Below are 15,925 nucleotides of genomic sequence, written 5' to 3'. Positions count from 1 at the left end.
AGAAGGATTCAGCCTGAAATCGAAACATATGTTCCCGTTCATTGACAAACTGTGTTAGTATGAAATATAACTAGAACGGAGAACGAAGAAGGGAGAGACAGGAGTGGCAGCAGATAAATCCTATCAATACAATGATGAATCCATTCAGGTACTGGAGGGGCTTGAGGCGGTACGGAAACGGCCGGGCATGTATATCGGCAGCACAGACAGCCGTGGGCTTCACCATCTAGTTTTTGAAATTCTTGATAATTCGGTCGATGAAGCGATCGCCGGCTACGGCAGCGTGATCGAAGTGACGCTCCACAAGGACGGGAGCGTGTCCGTGTCCGACCATGGACGGGGCATGCCGACGGGCACCCACAGCTCCGGCAAGCCGACCCCGGAAGTGATCCTGACCGTGCTTCACGCCGGCGGAAAATTCGGCCAGGGCGGCTACGCGACCAGCGGCGGCCTGCACGGCGTCGGCGCCTCGGTGGTGAACGCGCTGTCGGAATGGCTTGAAGTCACCATTTACCGGGATAACCAGATTTACGAACAGCGCTTTGAAAACGGCGGCCGCCCGGTGACGACCCTGGAACAGAAGGGCAATACCAAAAAAACCGGAACCACGATCCGGTTCAAGCCGGACGCCTCCATGTTCAATGCGGTGCACTACCAGTTTGACGTGCTTGCCGAACGCCTGCGCGAAGCGGCATTTCTGTTAAAGGGCACAAGCATCCGCCTGCACGACAAACGCGACAAGGAACCGGTCAGCGAAGAGTTTCAGTTTGACACCGGCATTCAGGCTTTTGTCGAATATTTAAACGAAGACAAGGAGACCCTCCACCCGGTCGTGGCCTTTGAGGGCCGGTCCCAGGATATTGAGGTGGACTTTTCCTTTCAGTTTACCGATGGCTATACCGAGAATATGCTGTCGTTTGTAAACAACGTCCGCACCCGCGACGGCGGGACCCATGAATCCGGCGCCCGCTCGGCGTTCACCCGCGTGCTGAACGAACACGCCCGCAAGCTTCAGCTGTTAAAGGAAAAGGATAAAAACCTGGACGGCAGCGACATCCGTGAAGGGCTGACCGCCGTGGTTTCCATCCGGATCCCGGAGCATCTTCTTCAGTTTGAAGGGCAGACAAAAAGCAAGCTCGGGACCCCGGAGGCCCGTTCTGCGGTGGATCAGTACATTACGGACCGCCTGACGTACTTTCTGGAGGAAAATTCGACGATCAGCACGATGCTGATCAAAAAAGCCATCAAAGCCGCCCAGGTGCGCGAAGCCGCACGTAAAGCCCGGGAAGAAGCCAGAAACGGCAAAAAGAACCGGAAAAAGGACGCGCTCCTGAGCGGGAAGCTTACCCCGGCCCAGTCCAAAAACCCGGACCGCAATGAGCTGTACCTCGTCGAGGGCGATTCGGCCGGCGGCTCGGCCAAGCAGGGGAGGGACCGGAAATTCCAGGCTGTGCTTCCGCTGCGCGGCAAGGTCATTAATACGGAGAAAGCAAAGCTCGATGACATCATGAAAAACGAAGAAATCCGCACCATCATCTATGCCCTCGGAGCCGGTGTCGGCACGGATTTCACCCTCGAGGACCGTAATTACGACAAGGTCGTCATCATGACAGATGCCGACACCGACGGCGCGCACATCCAGGTGCTGTTGCTGACCTTTTTCTACCGCTACATGCGGGAGCTTGTGGAAGCCGGAAAGGTGTATATCGCACTGCCGCCGCTCTATAAAATCAGCAGGGGCAGCGGCGCTAAACAGAAATCCGAATACGCCTGGGAGGAAAACGGCCTCCAGGAAGCCATTCAGCGTATCGGAAAAGGCTACGCCATCCAGCGCTACAAAGGACTCGGGGAAATGGACGCCTCCCAGTTGTGGGAGACGACAATGAATCCGGAGAGCCGCACCCTCATCCGGGTGACCGTGGAGGACGGCGCCCGGGCAGACCGGCGTGTATCTACGCTGATGGGCAACAAAGTGGAGCCCCGGCGCAAGTGGATTGAATCCAACGTGGCGTTTGGCATGGAAGAGGACTTGAATATTTTGGATAACACTGACCTGCAGATTATTAAGGAGGAACCGTAAGTGGCTGATGCAGAACAATACTTGGATCTGCGCCTCGAGGATGTTCTCGGCGAACGCTTCGGGCGCTACAGCAAATATATCATTCAGGAGCGTGCCCTCCCGGACGCACGTGACGGGTTAAAGCCCGTCCAGCGACGGATTCTGTTCGCGATGCTTCAGGACGGCAACACCGCGGACAAACCATTCCGCAAAGCAGCAAAAACGGTGGGGAACGTGATCGGGAATTATCACCCGCACGGCGATTCCTCCGTGTATGAAGCGATGGTGCGGATGAGCCAGGAGTGGAAGGTCCGCGCCCCGCTTGTGGAGATGCACGGCAACAACGGCTCGGTCGACGGCGACCCGCCGGCGGCAATGCGGTATACCGAGGCACGGCTTGCCAGCGTTTCGTCCGAGCTTTTAAAAGACATTGACAAACAGACGGTCGAGCATGTAACAAACTTTGATGATACCCAGGAGGAGCCGACGGTGCTCCCGGCGAAATTTCCGAACCTCCTGGTAAACGGCTCCACCGGCATTTCCTCCGGCTATGCTACCGATATTCCGCCGCACCAGCTCGGGGAAATCATTGATGCTGCCGTGGTCCAGCTCGAGAACCCGGCGGTATCGACCGAGGAATTGATGCAGTACGTGCAGGGGCCTGATTTTCCCACCGGCGGCGTGATTCAGGGCAGGGACGGCATCCGCCAGGCGTATGAGACCGGACGGGGAAAGGTAGTCGTTCGGGCCCAAACGAGCATTGAGCAGGTACGGGGCGGCCGGGAACAGATTCTGATCACCGAACTGCCGTACGAAGTGAATAAATCCACGCTCGTGAAAAAAATGGATGAGCTCCGGTTCGACCGTAAAGTGGACGGCGTCGCCGAGGTGCGCGATGATACAGACCGGACCGGCCTCCGGGTCGTCATCGAGCTTAAAAAAGACGCCGATGCCCAGAGCGTGCTGAACTTTTATTACAAAATGACCGACCTGCAGGTGTCATACAATTTCAATATGGTCGCCATCAGCAACCGGACCCCGCAGCTGATGAATTTAAAACAGCTGCTTGATGCCTATATCAGCCATCGCCGGAGCGTGGTCACCAACCGGTCCCAATTTGACCTTAACAAAGCAGAGCAGCGCCAGCACATCGTGGAAGGCCTGATTAAGGCAATCAGCGTGCTCGACCAGGTGATCGACACGATCCGCCAGTCGGAAAACAAGAAAAATGCGAAGGAAAACCTCGTAGCGCAGTTTGCCTTTACGGACGCGCAGGCTGAAGCCATTGTGAACCTGCAGCTGTACCGGTTGACCAACACCGATGTGACCCAGCTTGAAAAGGAAGCCAGCCAGCTCGAAAAAGAAATCAAGCGGCTCCGCGGCATCCTGTCGAGCGCAAAAAAGCTGCAGCAGGTCGTGAAAAAAGAACTCGAGGAAGTCAAAAAGCAGTATGACGACACCCGGCGCACCTCGATCGAAGCGGAAATCGAAGAGCTTAAAATCGACCGCGAAGTGATGATTCCGTCGGAGGACGTGATTGTTACCGCTACGGCAGAAGGATACATTAAACGCACGAGCCAGCGGTCCTACGCGGCTTCCAACACCGAACCGCCGGGCATGAAGGAAGAAGACGCCCTGTTGTTTTTCCGCGACATGAATACCACAGACATGCTGCTGCTGTTTACGAAAAAAGGCCAGTTTATCTATCTGCCGGTGCATATGCTATCGGACATCCGCTGGAAGGATAACGGCCAGCACATCGGCAACGTTTCCCCGCTTGATCCGGGGGATGCGCTGGTGGCAGTCATACCGGTCCAGGAGTTTACTGAAGCCAATTATTTCGTGTTCATTACCCGCCAGGGCATGATCAAAAAAACGGCGATGACCGCTTACCAGGCTTCACGATACGGACGCTCCATGATCGGAGTAAATGTAAAGGACGGGGACGAAGTGCTTTCCGTGTACCAGACGGACGGGGAGCAGGAGCTGTTTCTCACTACCTATCAAAACTACGGCCTCCGCTTCCATGAACAGGAGGTTTCCCCGGTCGGCGTCCGCGCGGCCGGCGTCAAAGCCATTGATTTGAAAGAGGAGGACACGGTCACGGGGGCACATGTGACGTCAGCCTACGACACCGAGGATGCCGTCATGGTCACCCAGCGCGGCGGTGTGAAACGGATGAGCCTGGATGATATTCCAATGACAAACCGGGCCAAGCGGGGCGTCGTCCTCTGGAAAGAAGTCAAATCCAAACCGCACCGCATCATCGCAAGCTATATCCTGGACGGCGAGCCATTGGTGCTGCAGGCCCGCACCAAAAACACAACTGTTACAATTGATCCGGCAAAATACCGACGGGTGGACCGGTACAGCAACGGTTCCTATGTTATAGATACGAAAAAGCACGGAGTAATTGAAGCGGTATGGAAAAATGTTTCGTACCAGTAACAACGATCCGCTCGCTTTCAAAAAGGACGCTGAACAACCATGAAAGCAGGAACACATGTGATCGGGGCAGTCACCGGCGGCCTGGCCGTTCAGTGGCTGACGCCGGTGCCATTTGCCTTTTTTGAATGGGAGACAAGTATTTATGTCGCAAGCCTGGTTTTCGGGGGCCTGGCGCCGGACATCTGCCAGCCCAATTCGTGGATGGGGCGGCGGGTGCCGGGCGTTTCCCATCTGATTTCGAAGCTGGTGGGGCACCGCACCTTTACCCACAGCCTCCTGCTCGTGCTGCTCGTCTTTTTGTCGCTTGCCCAGTGGCAGGAAGGATGGGGACTCGCGCTGCAGTGGGGCATCAGCCTCGGAATTTCAAGCCATATTGTACTCGACATGATGACCACCAAAGGCGTTCATCTGCTGTTTCCGCTGCACTATGCCTTTCGGTTCCCATTTACGACAAAAACCGGATCCACCTTTGGGGAAGGGCTGATCAACGCCTTGCTCATCGCCGGTTTGTTTTACGTGAGCTTTCAGCTTTTTTCGATTGATCTCACACTGTAAACCAATATGCCAACAAACCAATGAAGGAAGCATCAGTAATGAAGGAAGCATCAGTACGGAATAATACTGGTGCTTTTTATTTGTTTTGTCTCAAAACACGAAGTTATCTTTGGTAGTGAAACAATATATCATTAACTTCCGATAATATATATTATGTTAACTAGAAACAAATGAAGTACACCAGGCTATCATTTTAGCTTTATATCCGCCTTCCCTTTCAGGAATCAACTTTCCTATTTCCTATGCAGGCTTGCCTTTAATCGTCATTTCATTTCTGTACTATCACTCTGACAAATTTGATAACTTCTCGGCTGTTCGTTTCAACTGCGATAACTGATACTCTTCATGCTATGCTGAGCTTTCCTCGCCGGGCTCACCATTTAACTCTGCATTTCTGTACGTATCCAAGCTGCCAACAGACTTTTAGATTGTAATAACGATTTCCGTTAGCTGATGAAAATATGATGCTGCTATGAACCCAGCCATTTTCACCGGCGGTTCTGATACTCTTGATACGTGTCCGTCAGCTTCAGATTCGATTTCTTTCCACGCATTTTTTATCTATAAGCCGTTCCTATTAGCTGTTTAAGGACAAGCCCATTTTCCGCTTTTTGGTTTGTCTCAAAATCAACTGAGACGATGTTCCCTATGTCCATAAGCAATAAAAAAGACCCCCGAAGGAGTCTTTTCAGGCCAATTCCGACATATCGCCGGTAAAATGATGACTTTCCCGCTCTATATAACCACGGGCAGGTGCTGTTTCAATTGCTCTGAGACACCGCTCCCGCTCCGGGCCTTTTCAAAGACACGTATATGTCCCTGTGGGCAGTTAAATTCCTGAGGGGCGAGCTGCTTATATTATAAAGGATCGTGCCAGCCGCTTCTTCGTTTGATTCAAAAACTGGCGTAATCCCTACCACGGCTGGTCGGTAATCTCCTGCACCGTGCCAATGTCTTCGCTGCGGTTGACTGTAAAGCTGATCTCGTCGCCTTCCTGCATCAGCACAGCGTCAGCATCACTGGACGTGTTGTAGACGTAAAGGGTTTCATCACCCTCAAGCTTAAACTGGACAAGATTGGCTTCCTCAGCACCGGACGTGATGACGACCCGGTCGACCGTTCCTTCCGCTTCTTCCCGATTGGCTTCACTCGCTTCCACGCCTTCATCGGTAGAGGCAAGCGCGGAGCGGTAATTTTCCAGCGCTCCCTGCGCGGTGTCACCAAACGCGTATACGTCGGCATCGTTCGCTTTAATATAGGCGTACTGGCGGAATAAACCTGCCGGATCAAGCGTATTAACGACCCAGGTCGCATTGCCGTTAATGTTGTACATGATCGGCATGCTGCCGGTCCATTCCTTCTCGGGAAACTGGCGGTTCACGATGCCGCGCGCTCCCCGGGTATCCATCGCCCCTGTATATTCCTCGCCGTTGTACAGACGAAGCTCTCCGGTGCGGGCATCAATAAAGGATACGCCGAGCGTGGAGTCCGAATCTTCATTGGGACTCGTAAAGTCGGTAAAGTAGCTCATGTTTCCCTCTGCATCAAAAACCGGCGTGACCTTATTCTCGGTGCCGTTTTCATTTGGAATCAGCACATCCTCTTTTCCAAACATGTAATTAAGAAGCCCCTGCCCATATTTTCCGTACTTGTCGTTCATGTCACTTGCCATCGCAGGGCTGTACACACTTTCAACAAACGACGGGGCGTTATCAGGTTTGTACTTGGACGCATCCCCTGTTTCCGGGTCCACAACTACCACCTGCGCGTTGGTGTGATCCGTGTGCCACGTTAAGGCGCGGTTTTGATAGACGGTTTGGACGTACCACGGTTTTCCTTCCTCATCCACCTCCAGATAGGTGCTCCCGCTCTGGTACCAGGACGGAAAGGCACTGTAAATCACACGGTTCAGCTTCTCGTTAAAAAAGCTGCTGTTGGTATATTGCATAGGTGATTCCACGAAGGTTGAATTGTCGTTCGGGTCGACCGCAGAAATCTGAAAATATCCCGGCGTTCCATCACCACGGAACCAGCGGAACAGGTTCGTGTAATCCACATTGGCGACATACATCGGCTCTCCGTCGATCACCTGGGCCTGGATGTCTCCAAAGTCATAAAACTGCGCGTTCTCCACCTCCGACATCGCCTTTTGCATTTTATTACGGGCGGATTCAGGTGCGACCTGCACAGGCGTCTCCTCCTCGGAAAACGACGGTGGGTTGTCCGCCACCTGACTGTTGTTATCGATCGCTTCATGGGTCTCCCCGTAGCCAAACAGGCTCCGTACCAGAAGCACAATCAGAAAAAGAAGGATCACCGCACCGCCAAGAGCGGAAATGTTGATGCTTTTATCAGGCACCCCTTCTCCTGAAGTCCTGGCCAGGGCGTAAAAAATGGCACTGAACACCAGCAGGGCGACGAGGTTGGGCCCAGCCAGCGAAAGCATCGTCCATGCCGGCAGGAAAAAGTAGCTGGTAATGACGGCTAAAACAAATGTCAGCCCAAGCGCAGGCAAAACGGATTTAACCAATAAACGCGGACGGATGACAGCAATAACCAGAGCGGCAATAAAAGAAAAAATCATCACAAGTAAAGCAGTCAGTAAAATCGTCAAAAAAAACACTCCAAGCGTCATAGAATTAGGTTCGGTTGGCATCTGAGTTTCATGATCCGCCTGTTTAACCAGCGGTCGTAAGGTTCATATGTACCTCTATCGTGAAGCCGTATTTTATAAGGGAATTACCGAATTGGTACCTGACAAATTATCGCCTCCTTCCTCCTAGGTGATAAAAACGCTCCCGCTCCACCATAGCATAGGCGTCCATCGTGCCACTCGCATTTTTTAACCGCAGAAGCATCCGATCATTCTCCGTAAATAATGATCACCTTGGAGATAAATTACGAAACGCACATCAAATTCCCCTGGAGACAGCAGGGGGATGCGTTCTTCTTTCCGAACGCTGTTGTTCAGGAGATGAGACATTCGCAGTCTGCTTAAAATGGAAATAACTAATCCTTCTCCTTGCAGAGCAGCATTCAGGCAAAAAAGAAATGACAAAGATGAAGATATAGAAAGAAAGCATAAGTTTTATTATATCAGCCATGCATCTGTAAAAAAATGGTTGTCTATGTAAAATAAAAAAGCCCTGGCTCCAGGGCTTAAAATTCCACTTGATCCTGATTGGTAACTACAAGCAGCGTTTTGCCTTTTTGCAGTTCTTCTTCGAGGCGCTCGGACTTTTCCGAATCAAAACCGAGCTTCTGCAGCTTAGTTAAAATCGTTTTCGTTTTCCCCCGGAACACGTTTTTTAGGCTCGTGCCGAATCCGACCACTTTCATTCCCACTTTTTTGGCGTCAGTATCCTTTCTCGCCCGGCGGTCATGGTCATTATCGTACGCCAGTTAGTATAGATTCATTTAGGCATTGGATGCTTTTTTTAGTTTTTTGATTACCTTTGCCGGTTGCTGCGTCGAGGCTTTTGTGCCTTCAAACTTTTCTTCCTCGTATTCTTCTTCCTGCTCCCAGGTCTCTTCGGTACCGCTGTTCTCAGAAGCTTCCGCGGCGCTCTCCCCGTTTTCCGACGAAGGCTCCTCCCTTCTGTTTTCACTCCCAGCAGCGGTCCGCTCAGGGTCATACGCAGGGCCCTGAATCTTTTCGCCGGTATGGATGACGGCTTCACCCACGTGATAGCGCAGAGTGTAAATTTTCTTTTTGATCTTTTTCGGAACCTTAGCCATCGCAAAGGCAGCTGCTGATACTTTGGCAGCCCGTTTGACGGTTTTTACCGTACCCTTGGCTTTTTTCTCCATGCTCTGGCCGGATTTAATGGCCTGGCTCAGCGGTTCCGGACTCATCTTCCGGGCTTTTTTCGCCGTCTGATTGACATTTTTTTCTGTTTTTTTGCCGATATCTTTGCGCAGCAATGGCAGTGCCCCGCCGATTAAACTGCCGGCAGCCATGAACGCATAGGTAAGGTTGTCATTGCTTTTGGAGCTTTTCTTCTTGCTGCTCACTGTCCCACCACCATTCAAAAGTATGATTGCATGTACCATACCCGTATCTGTTTGTTCTTAAGCCACACTCGTTTCATAAACATACTTTAGGTCCAGAGCTGACGGGGCACATGCTCCCGCTTAAGTCCGAACTAAAGAGGTCCCCGGCGGTTATCACCTTCGCAGCATAAAGAAGAGCGGCCCTGGGAGGGTCCGCTCTTCTATCATGATATGCCGCCCGGTCTCGTAAAATCTGAAGCCATTACCCTTTGTCCTCCTCCGATTGCTCCAGGATCAGGGTATTGTTTTCCTGACGAATGTGCTTTTCCTTCAACAGCGAACCAACTGCCCGCTTGAACGCTGCCTTGCTGAGACCGAACTCCCTCCGGATGGTTTCCGGACTGCTCCGATCCCCGAATGGGAGCGTGCCGCCCTCCTGCTGGATCCGATCCAGGATCAGTTGGGCGTCTTTGCCGATCGCTATTTCCTTCGGCGGATACATTGAGGCGTTTAACGACCCGTCCTCCTGGCGGTGGGTAATACGCACCTTCAGCTCTTCCCCTACGCGTGGCCGGTGGGTCCAGTCCGATTCATGGATAAAGATTTTGTAGCGGTCGGCGGTTAATAGAAAGGCACCGAACGGCGGTGAACTGTAAACCGTAGCATTGATCCATGTGTGGTGCAGCTCTGCGGGGGCCGGCGCCATAAGCTGCTGCACGTCGTCTTCACTGGCCGGAAAGGCTCTCAGGCCACTGGCTGTGTACTCCAGGTGCACAAACAGAAACTCCCCGGGAGCGGGCCAATACGTTTCATCCTGGAGATAGTCATGCCGTTCCACCGGCGCCTTCCACCGTTCGTCGACCGCTACTTCGATGCCATGGCCCGCGTCGCTTGTCACAACCGCCCGCCAGGCAAAGCCTTCCTCTTCTACTTCCGGCAGATGAATATCCAGCCGCTTGTTTCCTTCTTCGTCAAACCAGCTGATCGCCTCCACCTGGTCCCCGGAGGAAAGCTCCCCGTCCGTATCTTCTTTGTACAGCCGGGCAATTTGCGCTCCTGAAGCAAGCACATAGTACTCGCCTTTATCATTCAGTACGTTCCATCGCTGCATGCGTGAGAATAGTTGTTTCAATGGATTAGTCCTTTCATTGTTCAAAATGTTTGGATAAAGCGACAATCATGGCGCCCATTCGTTCGTTTTCCGGCACCACGTAGTCTGCGATGCCTCGTTCTTTTAACGCTTCCGCCGTTACTTTCCCGACCGCCGTCGGAACCACCTGGTGGCGGAGCGCTTCCTGCAGCTCTTCGGTGCGGCCGGCCTGCCCGGCATGCTGAAAGAGAGCGTGCACCTGGATGGCTGTCGTAAAACAGATAGCCTCACTTCCTGCAGTCAAAAGGTCTTCGAGGCATGCGGATGCCACCGCTTCTTCCGGAGGCGTATGCTGATACGGCAGAATATCATACACCTCGGCTCCGTGGTCCTCAAGATACCGGCGGAGCCTCGGATTTTCAATCCCGTGCAGCTGCACCATCACCTGCTTCTGCCGGAAATCGTGGCCGTCAAGGGCCCTGATCATGCCTTCGGTCGTCCCGTCATCATCGCGGGCCGCAATAGTGCAGTCCAGACCTTTTAAGACATTAGCGGTCTTGTAGCCGCGAGCCGCCACCTTTGTCTGCTGGATCTTTTGCACAAATGCTTCACGGATGCCTTCCTCCTCCGCAATATCAAGCATGGCGTTCAGCCCCATGCCCGTCATGAAGATGCTCCAGTCCACCGGCTGATCCAGATAGGCCCGCATCGGAGCCCGAAGCTGTTCTTCATTTAAAAATGAGGTTCCCTGGAGCGGGTAGTTGAGCGGCTTTCCCCCCTGCCGCCGAATCAACTCTTCCATTTCCTCTGTTTTCCGGGACGCGGCAAGAATCACCTGCCGTCCGCTTAATCCTTTGGCCACCGAAATGCCTCCTTTGGTCTCTATCCGTTTTCTGCATTTACTATATCATGCTTTTTCTGTCTCTGACAGCAGTGCCGGTTTTCTTTTCTGCGGAAAACCTTCCCTTCCCCTGTTCATTTTGAACCGCCGCATGTTAGTATGAAACAGACTGTTATTTATAAAGGAGATATGAACATGATCGATGTACAAAACGTTGGACTCCGGTTCGGGGATCAAATTTTATTTGAAGACGTTAATATAAAGTTCACTCCCGGCAACTGCTACGGCTTGATTGGGGCGAACGGGGCCGGCAAATCCACGTTCTTAAAAATTCTTTCCGGGGAAATTGATTCCCAGAGCGGAAATGTAATCATGGATAAAGATTCACGGCTTGCTGTGCTGAAGCAGGACCACTTCGCATACGAGGAATATACGGTTATCGACGTGGTCATTATGGGCCACAGCCGCCTGTATGAAGTCATGAACGAAAAGAACGAAATTTATATGAAACCGGACTTCTCCGACGAAGACGGTATGAAAGCGGCAGAGCTGGAGGCGGAATTTGCGGAAATGAACGGGTACGAAGCGGAAACAGAAGCTGCCCAGCTGCTGCAGGGCCTCGGCATTACAGAGGATCTGCACCAGAAGCCGATGTCTTCGTTAAGCGGTTCCCAGAAGGTTAAAGTACTGCTCGCGCAGGCACTGTTCGGCGACCCGGACGTGCTGCTTCTCGACGAGCCGACCAACAACCTGGACGTGCAGGCGGTACACTGGCTCGAGGAATTTTTGATTAACTTTGAAAACACGGTCATTGTCGTTTCCCACGACCGTCACTTTCTGAATCAGGTGTGCACGCACATTGCGGACCTCGACTTTAACAAAATTGAGCTGTACGTCGGCAACTATGACTTCTGGTACGAATCCAGCCAGCTCGCCCAGAAGATGGCCCGCGAACAGAACAAGAAAAAAGAAGAACAAATCAAGGAACTGAAAGACTTTATCGCCCGCTTCAGCGCGAACGCCTCCAAGTCCAAACAGGCCACTTCCCGGAAAAAGACGCTGGATAAAATTTCTCTTGATGACATCAAGCCGTCCTCGAGAAAGTATCCATTCGTGCAGTTTAAGCCAAACCGCGAGCTTGGCAAGGACCTGCTGACCGTTGAAAACCTGTCGAAAACCATTGATGGCGTTAAAGTGCTTGATAACGTCAATTTCACCCTTAACAGCGGTGACAAAGTAGCGTTTGTCGGCGAAGAGGAAACGAAAAAAACCGTTCTGCTGCAGATTCTTGCCGGCGAAATGGAACCGGACAGCGGCGACTACAAATGGGGACTGACCACGAGCCGCTCCTACTTCCCGAAAGACAATTCTGCTTACTTTGAAGGTCTGAACATCAACTTGGTTGACTGGCTGCGCCAGTATTCCCCGGATGACCAGAGTGAAACATTTATTCGCGGCTTCCTCGGGCGGATGCTCTTTTCCGGCGAAGAAGTATTTAAAAAAGCGGATGTTCTTTCCGGTGGCGAAAAGGTCCGCTGCATGCTTTCCAAAATGATGTTAAGCGGCGCGAACGTTCTTATTATGGATGAGCCGACTAACCACCTCGACCTCGAAGCCATCCAGGCACTGAACAACGGCCTGAAGTCGTTTAACGGTTCCGTTCTCTTCACGTCCCATGACCATGAATTTGTTCAGACGATTGCCAACCGGATTATTGAATTCACTCCGGACGGTATGATCGATAAAGAAATGAGCTACGATGAGTATATTGAAGAGCAGTATGCTCGCGCGTAACGTTTTTATGTAATATATCAGGCATCAGGGTGTTCGTGCCCTGGTGCTTTTTTATGTTTATTTATAACCTTCTATCTATTTCTTAATTATGCTATTAATTTTTATAATAATTACGGTAAATGAAATTTTTATTTATTTAAAATAATTACCACGAACCTGCACCTTCCGTGGTAACTTGCTGCTTTTAATTGTTTTCTGCTCGGGCGATTGCCTCATGCACCTGCTCCACCGGTACCGCGAGTCCATATCGTTCCCCCTGCTGCTCTCTGCTCGCAAACACCACACCGGCCACCTCGCCTGCTTCTGTCAGCACCGGGCTGCCGCTGCTTCCGTTGAACACGGGAGCGTCAAGCACCAGCTGGTTGTCCTCCCTCTCGATGATGTCTCCACGGTTGGCGACATCTGAAAAACCGAGCGGATTCCCGATCACGATAACATCTGAACCGGTAGATGCACTCGTGTCCGCAAGTGTAACGCCGCCCCCATCCCACTGCTCTTTGAGCGTTACAACAGCAAGGTCAGCCTGCTCATCTACAGCCTCCACCGCTGCTTCTGCCAGGTTACCCTCCCCGGTTTCGACCGCTACAGTATCCGCTCCTTCGACCACGTGGTAATTTGTAATGAAAACGCTGGCTTCTTCGACAAAAAAACCAGTCCCAAAAGACGTTTCCCCATTTTCTGTTGCCTGTATTTTCGTGACAGCCTCCTGCCACTGCTGAACATCCTCCTGCTTGGAAAGCTGATACGAAGCGGTTAAAAAAGACCACGTATCCAAACGGAAGGTATCAATTAAATAATAGGCGGATTGAAAAACCAGCATCCCTGCCATCAGCACTGCTATTATCCGGAACAAGCCACGGCGCTTCTTTTTCGGCTTCCGCGGCAAACCCGGCTCAAAGTCTTCCGGATCCGGTTCACCTTCGAGGCGTTCGTCCCCTTCTTCGTCTCTTCTCATACACCTCTCCTTTTCCGCCTCTTCTCATTCTCTACTTCTGTATTATAATGAGAAAAAGGGACTTCCGCAAAAAGGAGGATTATCTTATGCATTTTCTCCAATCTTTCTTTAAAAAAAGCATTGAAGATAAAATCTATGACATCGCGGCTCAGCTGGCCTATTACTTTCTTCTCGCCATGCTGCCTCTATTAATGCTGATGATCAGTATTATCGGCTTTTTTTCCATCAATACAGACGATATCCTTTCGCTTATAAGCACCTATGTTCCGGGGGGAGCCTTTACGATTATTCAGAACAACCTGAATGCCATTTTGAATTCCCAGTCCGTAGGCCTGCTGTCGCTCAGTACAGCCGCTACACTCTGGCTGAGCCTTATGGGTACACTTGCCATTATCCGTGCAATTAATGCCGCCTACCGACTAAAGCTTCCTTCCTTTGTATCCATGTTGGGAAAGGGCATCATTATCGTTTTATCCCTGCTGCTCGCTATCATTTTATCCCTTCTGCTCCCTATTTATGGTGAACCGCTCGGTGCTTTTCTTTTTCGATTCATCGGCCTTGATGATTATTTCCTGCAGCTGTGGAGCTGGATTCGCTGGGTCATCAGTTTTTTGGTCATAGGTGCGATCCTTGCCATGATTTACAAAGTGGTGCCGAACCGTAAAACTACCTGGAAGGAATCCCTCCCCGGGGCTACTATTGCCTTATTCACCTGGCAGGCAGCTTCATTTGGATTTTCATTCTATGTCAGCATTAGTGATTATTCTATGGTATATGGCAATTTAGGCAATCTAATCGTACTCATGCTCTGGTTTTATCTTACAGGATTTGCAATTCTTCTTGGCGGAGAATGGAACGCCTGTCTCCATGAAAGAGACAAAAAAGCTATTTGAATATATCTTCAACCTCCCTGCCGCCTCCCTCCAGAGGACAAAAGATGTTCACGCCAGGAACCTGAAGGAATAAGTGGATAGCGTTCTGCCTGGGAAAGGGAGTACGTGTATATCCACCCTTCTTTTTCTCCCTCAGCATCTTCCACCCACACCCTTTCATATTCGTTCACCTGTCCCGGCTGTTCGTACTGCTCGAGCCAATCCAGCACACTCGTAGCCGAATCATCTACTTGTACCCATTCACCTACAACATCCATTCCGTTTTCATCGACAACAATCGCAGGGTACGGACCTGTATTGTATAAAAAACCTTTCACTTTCCCTTGTACTGTTTTATATATACTATTTTCAATGTAGTGATAATTGTTTAATTCTTGCAACAATGTGCCGTATACAAATACTGTTTGCATTTTGAACCTCCTCAAATTGACAAACTTTATATCTGAAGCTATAATAATCCTTAGTAAATTAATCAGAATAGTTAACTTTAAAGGAGGAAATGTTCATGCCTAAGGCTCCCCGGGTGCTTCCTGGCGCTGAATCACTTTATTTGCCTGGTGGTGAAACGGCTGTACTGGTCTGTCACGGTTTTTTAGGCACCCCGCAGAGCGTACAGTATGTATGCCGCCAGCTGGCCCAAGATGGCTTTACTGTTTATGCTCCCAGACTACAGGGTCATGGCACCTCCTATCAAGATCTTGGACGCTTTACGCACCAGGATTGGATCAGGGACATTCATACCGCGTACCGGTCGCTTCGCGCTGAGCACAGTCGTGTTTTCATTGTAGGACAGTCCATGGGAGGGACTCTTGCTCTCCACACCGCCGCTTTCTTTCAGGATGCTGCTGGTGTTGCTTTAATAAACCCTGCTTTAGACGTTCCGGAGATGGAGCGTGCAGTTACGCAGACATCTGCTGCTTTCATTAAAGAAGAGTGTCCTGATATTCGGGCCCCTCAGGAAGAAGAGATCACGTATTCTTACGTTCCGACAGCTTCAGTACATTCTCTGCTTGAATTAACCGCTACCGTACGCCCACAGGTACCCTCTATTTCATGCCCGGCGTTTGTCGCAGCATCACGAGTCGATCACGTTGTGCCACCGGCCAATGCTGTCGCTATATACGAAAACCTTGCTTCATCCTTTAAATCATTTGAGTGGCTCGACCATTCCTATCATGTAGCAACGCTTGATGCTGATCGGGATTTCCTTGCCAAACGTTTATCCTCCTGGATGTCTTCGGTAGTGTCAGCTGATGCTTTTTCTTATCATAATTACATTATGTAAACCAAAAGGGAG

Annotated in this window: 13 protein-coding genes; 6 read left to right on the top strand and 7 right to left on the bottom strand. The window is 51.1% G+C overall.

Going from position 1 to position 15,925, the window contains the following annotated elements; translation table 11 throughout:
* Positions 1–103: 103 nt before the first annotated feature.
* Genes parE through ACTTK7_RS07115 form a run of 3 tightly spaced genes read left to right on the top strand, consistent with a single transcriptional unit; the run spans position 104 to position 5,062 of the window.
* Complete coding sequence (parE, locus tag ACTTK7_RS07125; RefSeq protein ID WP_462866961.1) at positions 104–2,080, top strand: DNA topoisomerase IV subunit B; 1,977 nt, start codon at positions 104–106, stop codon at positions 2,078–2,080.
* Positions 2,081–4,507, top strand: a complete 2,427-nt coding sequence (parC, locus tag ACTTK7_RS07120) for a DNA topoisomerase IV subunit A (protein ID WP_462866959.1) — start codon at positions 2,081–2,083, stop codon at positions 4,505–4,507.
* A gap of 39 nt (positions 4,508–4,546) precedes the next feature.
* A complete protein-coding gene (locus ACTTK7_RS07115; RefSeq protein ID WP_462866957.1) occupies positions 4,547–5,062 on the top strand; it encodes a metal-dependent hydrolase in 516 nt (171 codons plus the stop codon).
* A gap of 913 nt (positions 5,063–5,975) precedes the next feature.
* On the opposite strand, the gene ACTTK7_RS07110 is transcribed toward ACTTK7_RS07115, so the two are convergent.
* From ACTTK7_RS07110 to ACTTK7_RS07090, 5 genes are all read right to left on the bottom strand, one after another.
* Positions 5,976–7,676 carry a DNA-binding protein gene (locus ACTTK7_RS07110; RefSeq protein ID WP_462866955.1) on the bottom strand — a complete coding sequence of 567 codons (1,701 nt, stop codon included), beginning with the start codon at positions 7,674–7,676 and terminating at the stop codon, positions 5,976–5,978.
* Between the two features lie 545 nt (positions 7,677–8,221).
* Positions 8,222–8,464 (bottom strand): general stress protein, encoded by a 243-nt coding sequence (locus ACTTK7_RS07105; protein WP_462867055.1) that lies wholly within the window; start codon positions 8,462–8,464, stop codon positions 8,222–8,224.
* Between the two features lie 15 nt (positions 8,465–8,479).
* Entirely contained in the window at positions 8,480–9,076 is a 597-nt protein-coding gene (locus ACTTK7_RS07100) for a hypothetical protein (RefSeq protein ID WP_462866954.1), read from the bottom strand.
* A gap of 241 nt (positions 9,077–9,317) precedes the next feature.
* A complete protein-coding gene (locus tag ACTTK7_RS07095) occupies positions 9,318–10,187 on the bottom strand; it encodes a S1 RNA-binding domain-containing protein (protein WP_462866952.1) in 870 nt (289 codons plus the stop codon).
* Between the two features lie 13 nt (positions 10,188–10,200).
* Positions 10,201–11,007, bottom strand: a complete 807-nt coding sequence (locus ACTTK7_RS07090) for a uroporphyrinogen-III synthase (RefSeq protein ID WP_462866950.1) — start codon at positions 11,005–11,007, stop codon at positions 10,201–10,203.
* A 174-nt stretch (positions 11,008–11,181) separates the two neighbouring features.
* Between ACTTK7_RS07090 and ACTTK7_RS07085 the strand changes: the two genes are divergently transcribed.
* Complete coding sequence (locus ACTTK7_RS07085) at positions 11,182–12,780, top strand: ABC-F family ATP-binding cassette domain-containing protein (protein WP_462866948.1); 1,599 nt, start codon at positions 11,182–11,184, stop codon at positions 12,778–12,780.
* A gap of 184 nt (positions 12,781–12,964) precedes the next feature.
* On the opposite strand, the gene ACTTK7_RS07080 is transcribed toward ACTTK7_RS07085, so the two are convergent.
* Entirely contained in the window at positions 12,965–13,735 is a 771-nt protein-coding gene (locus ACTTK7_RS07080; protein WP_462866946.1) for a S1 family peptidase, read from the bottom strand.
* 86 nt (positions 13,736–13,821) lie between these two features.
* On the opposite strand from ACTTK7_RS07080, the gene ACTTK7_RS07075 reads away from it, so the two are divergent.
* A complete protein-coding gene (locus tag ACTTK7_RS07075; RefSeq protein WP_462866944.1) occupies positions 13,822–14,628 on the top strand; it encodes a YihY/virulence factor BrkB family protein in 807 nt (268 codons plus the stop codon).
* Positions 14,629–14,636: 8 nt separating this feature from the next.
* On the opposite strand, the gene ACTTK7_RS07070 is transcribed toward ACTTK7_RS07075, so the two are convergent.
* Entirely contained in the window at positions 14,637–15,038 is a 402-nt protein-coding gene (locus ACTTK7_RS07070) for a gamma-glutamylcyclotransferase family protein (RefSeq protein WP_462866942.1), read from the bottom strand.
* 95 nt (positions 15,039–15,133) lie between these two features.
* On the opposite strand from ACTTK7_RS07070, the gene ACTTK7_RS07065 reads away from it, so the two are divergent.
* Entirely contained in the window at positions 15,134–15,913 is a 780-nt protein-coding gene (locus tag ACTTK7_RS07065; RefSeq protein WP_462866940.1) for an alpha/beta hydrolase, read from the top strand.
* Positions 15,914–15,925: the final 12 nt, after the last annotated feature.

The organism is Marinococcus tarijensis (assembly GCF_054971385.1).
Note: the sequence above shows the minus strand (reverse complement) of the source record. Positions and strands in the feature narration are given on the sequence as shown.

Excerpts from the sequence above, each read along its gene's own strand:
- ACTTK7_RS07115 (WP_462866957.1), top strand. The coding sequence starts at position 4,547 with ATGAAAGCAGGAACACATGTGATCGGGGCAGTCACCGGCGGCCTGGCC.
- ACTTK7_RS07085 (WP_462866948.1), top strand. The coding sequence starts at position 11,182 with ATGATCGATGTACAAAACGTTGGACTCCGGTTCGGGGATCAAATTTTA.
- ACTTK7_RS07080 (WP_462866946.1), bottom strand. The coding sequence starts at position 13,735 with ATGAGAAGAGACGAAGAAGGGGACGAACGCCTCGAAGGTGAACCGGAT.
- ACTTK7_RS07075 (WP_462866944.1), top strand. The coding sequence starts at position 13,822 with ATGCATTTTCTCCAATCTTTCTTTAAAAAAAGCATTGAAGATAAAATC.
- ACTTK7_RS07070 (WP_462866942.1), bottom strand. The coding sequence starts at position 15,038 with ATGCAAACAGTATTTGTATACGGCACATTGTTGCAAGAATTAAACAAT.
- ACTTK7_RS07065 (WP_462866940.1), top strand. The coding sequence starts at position 15,134 with ATGCCTAAGGCTCCCCGGGTGCTTCCTGGCGCTGAATCACTTTATTTG.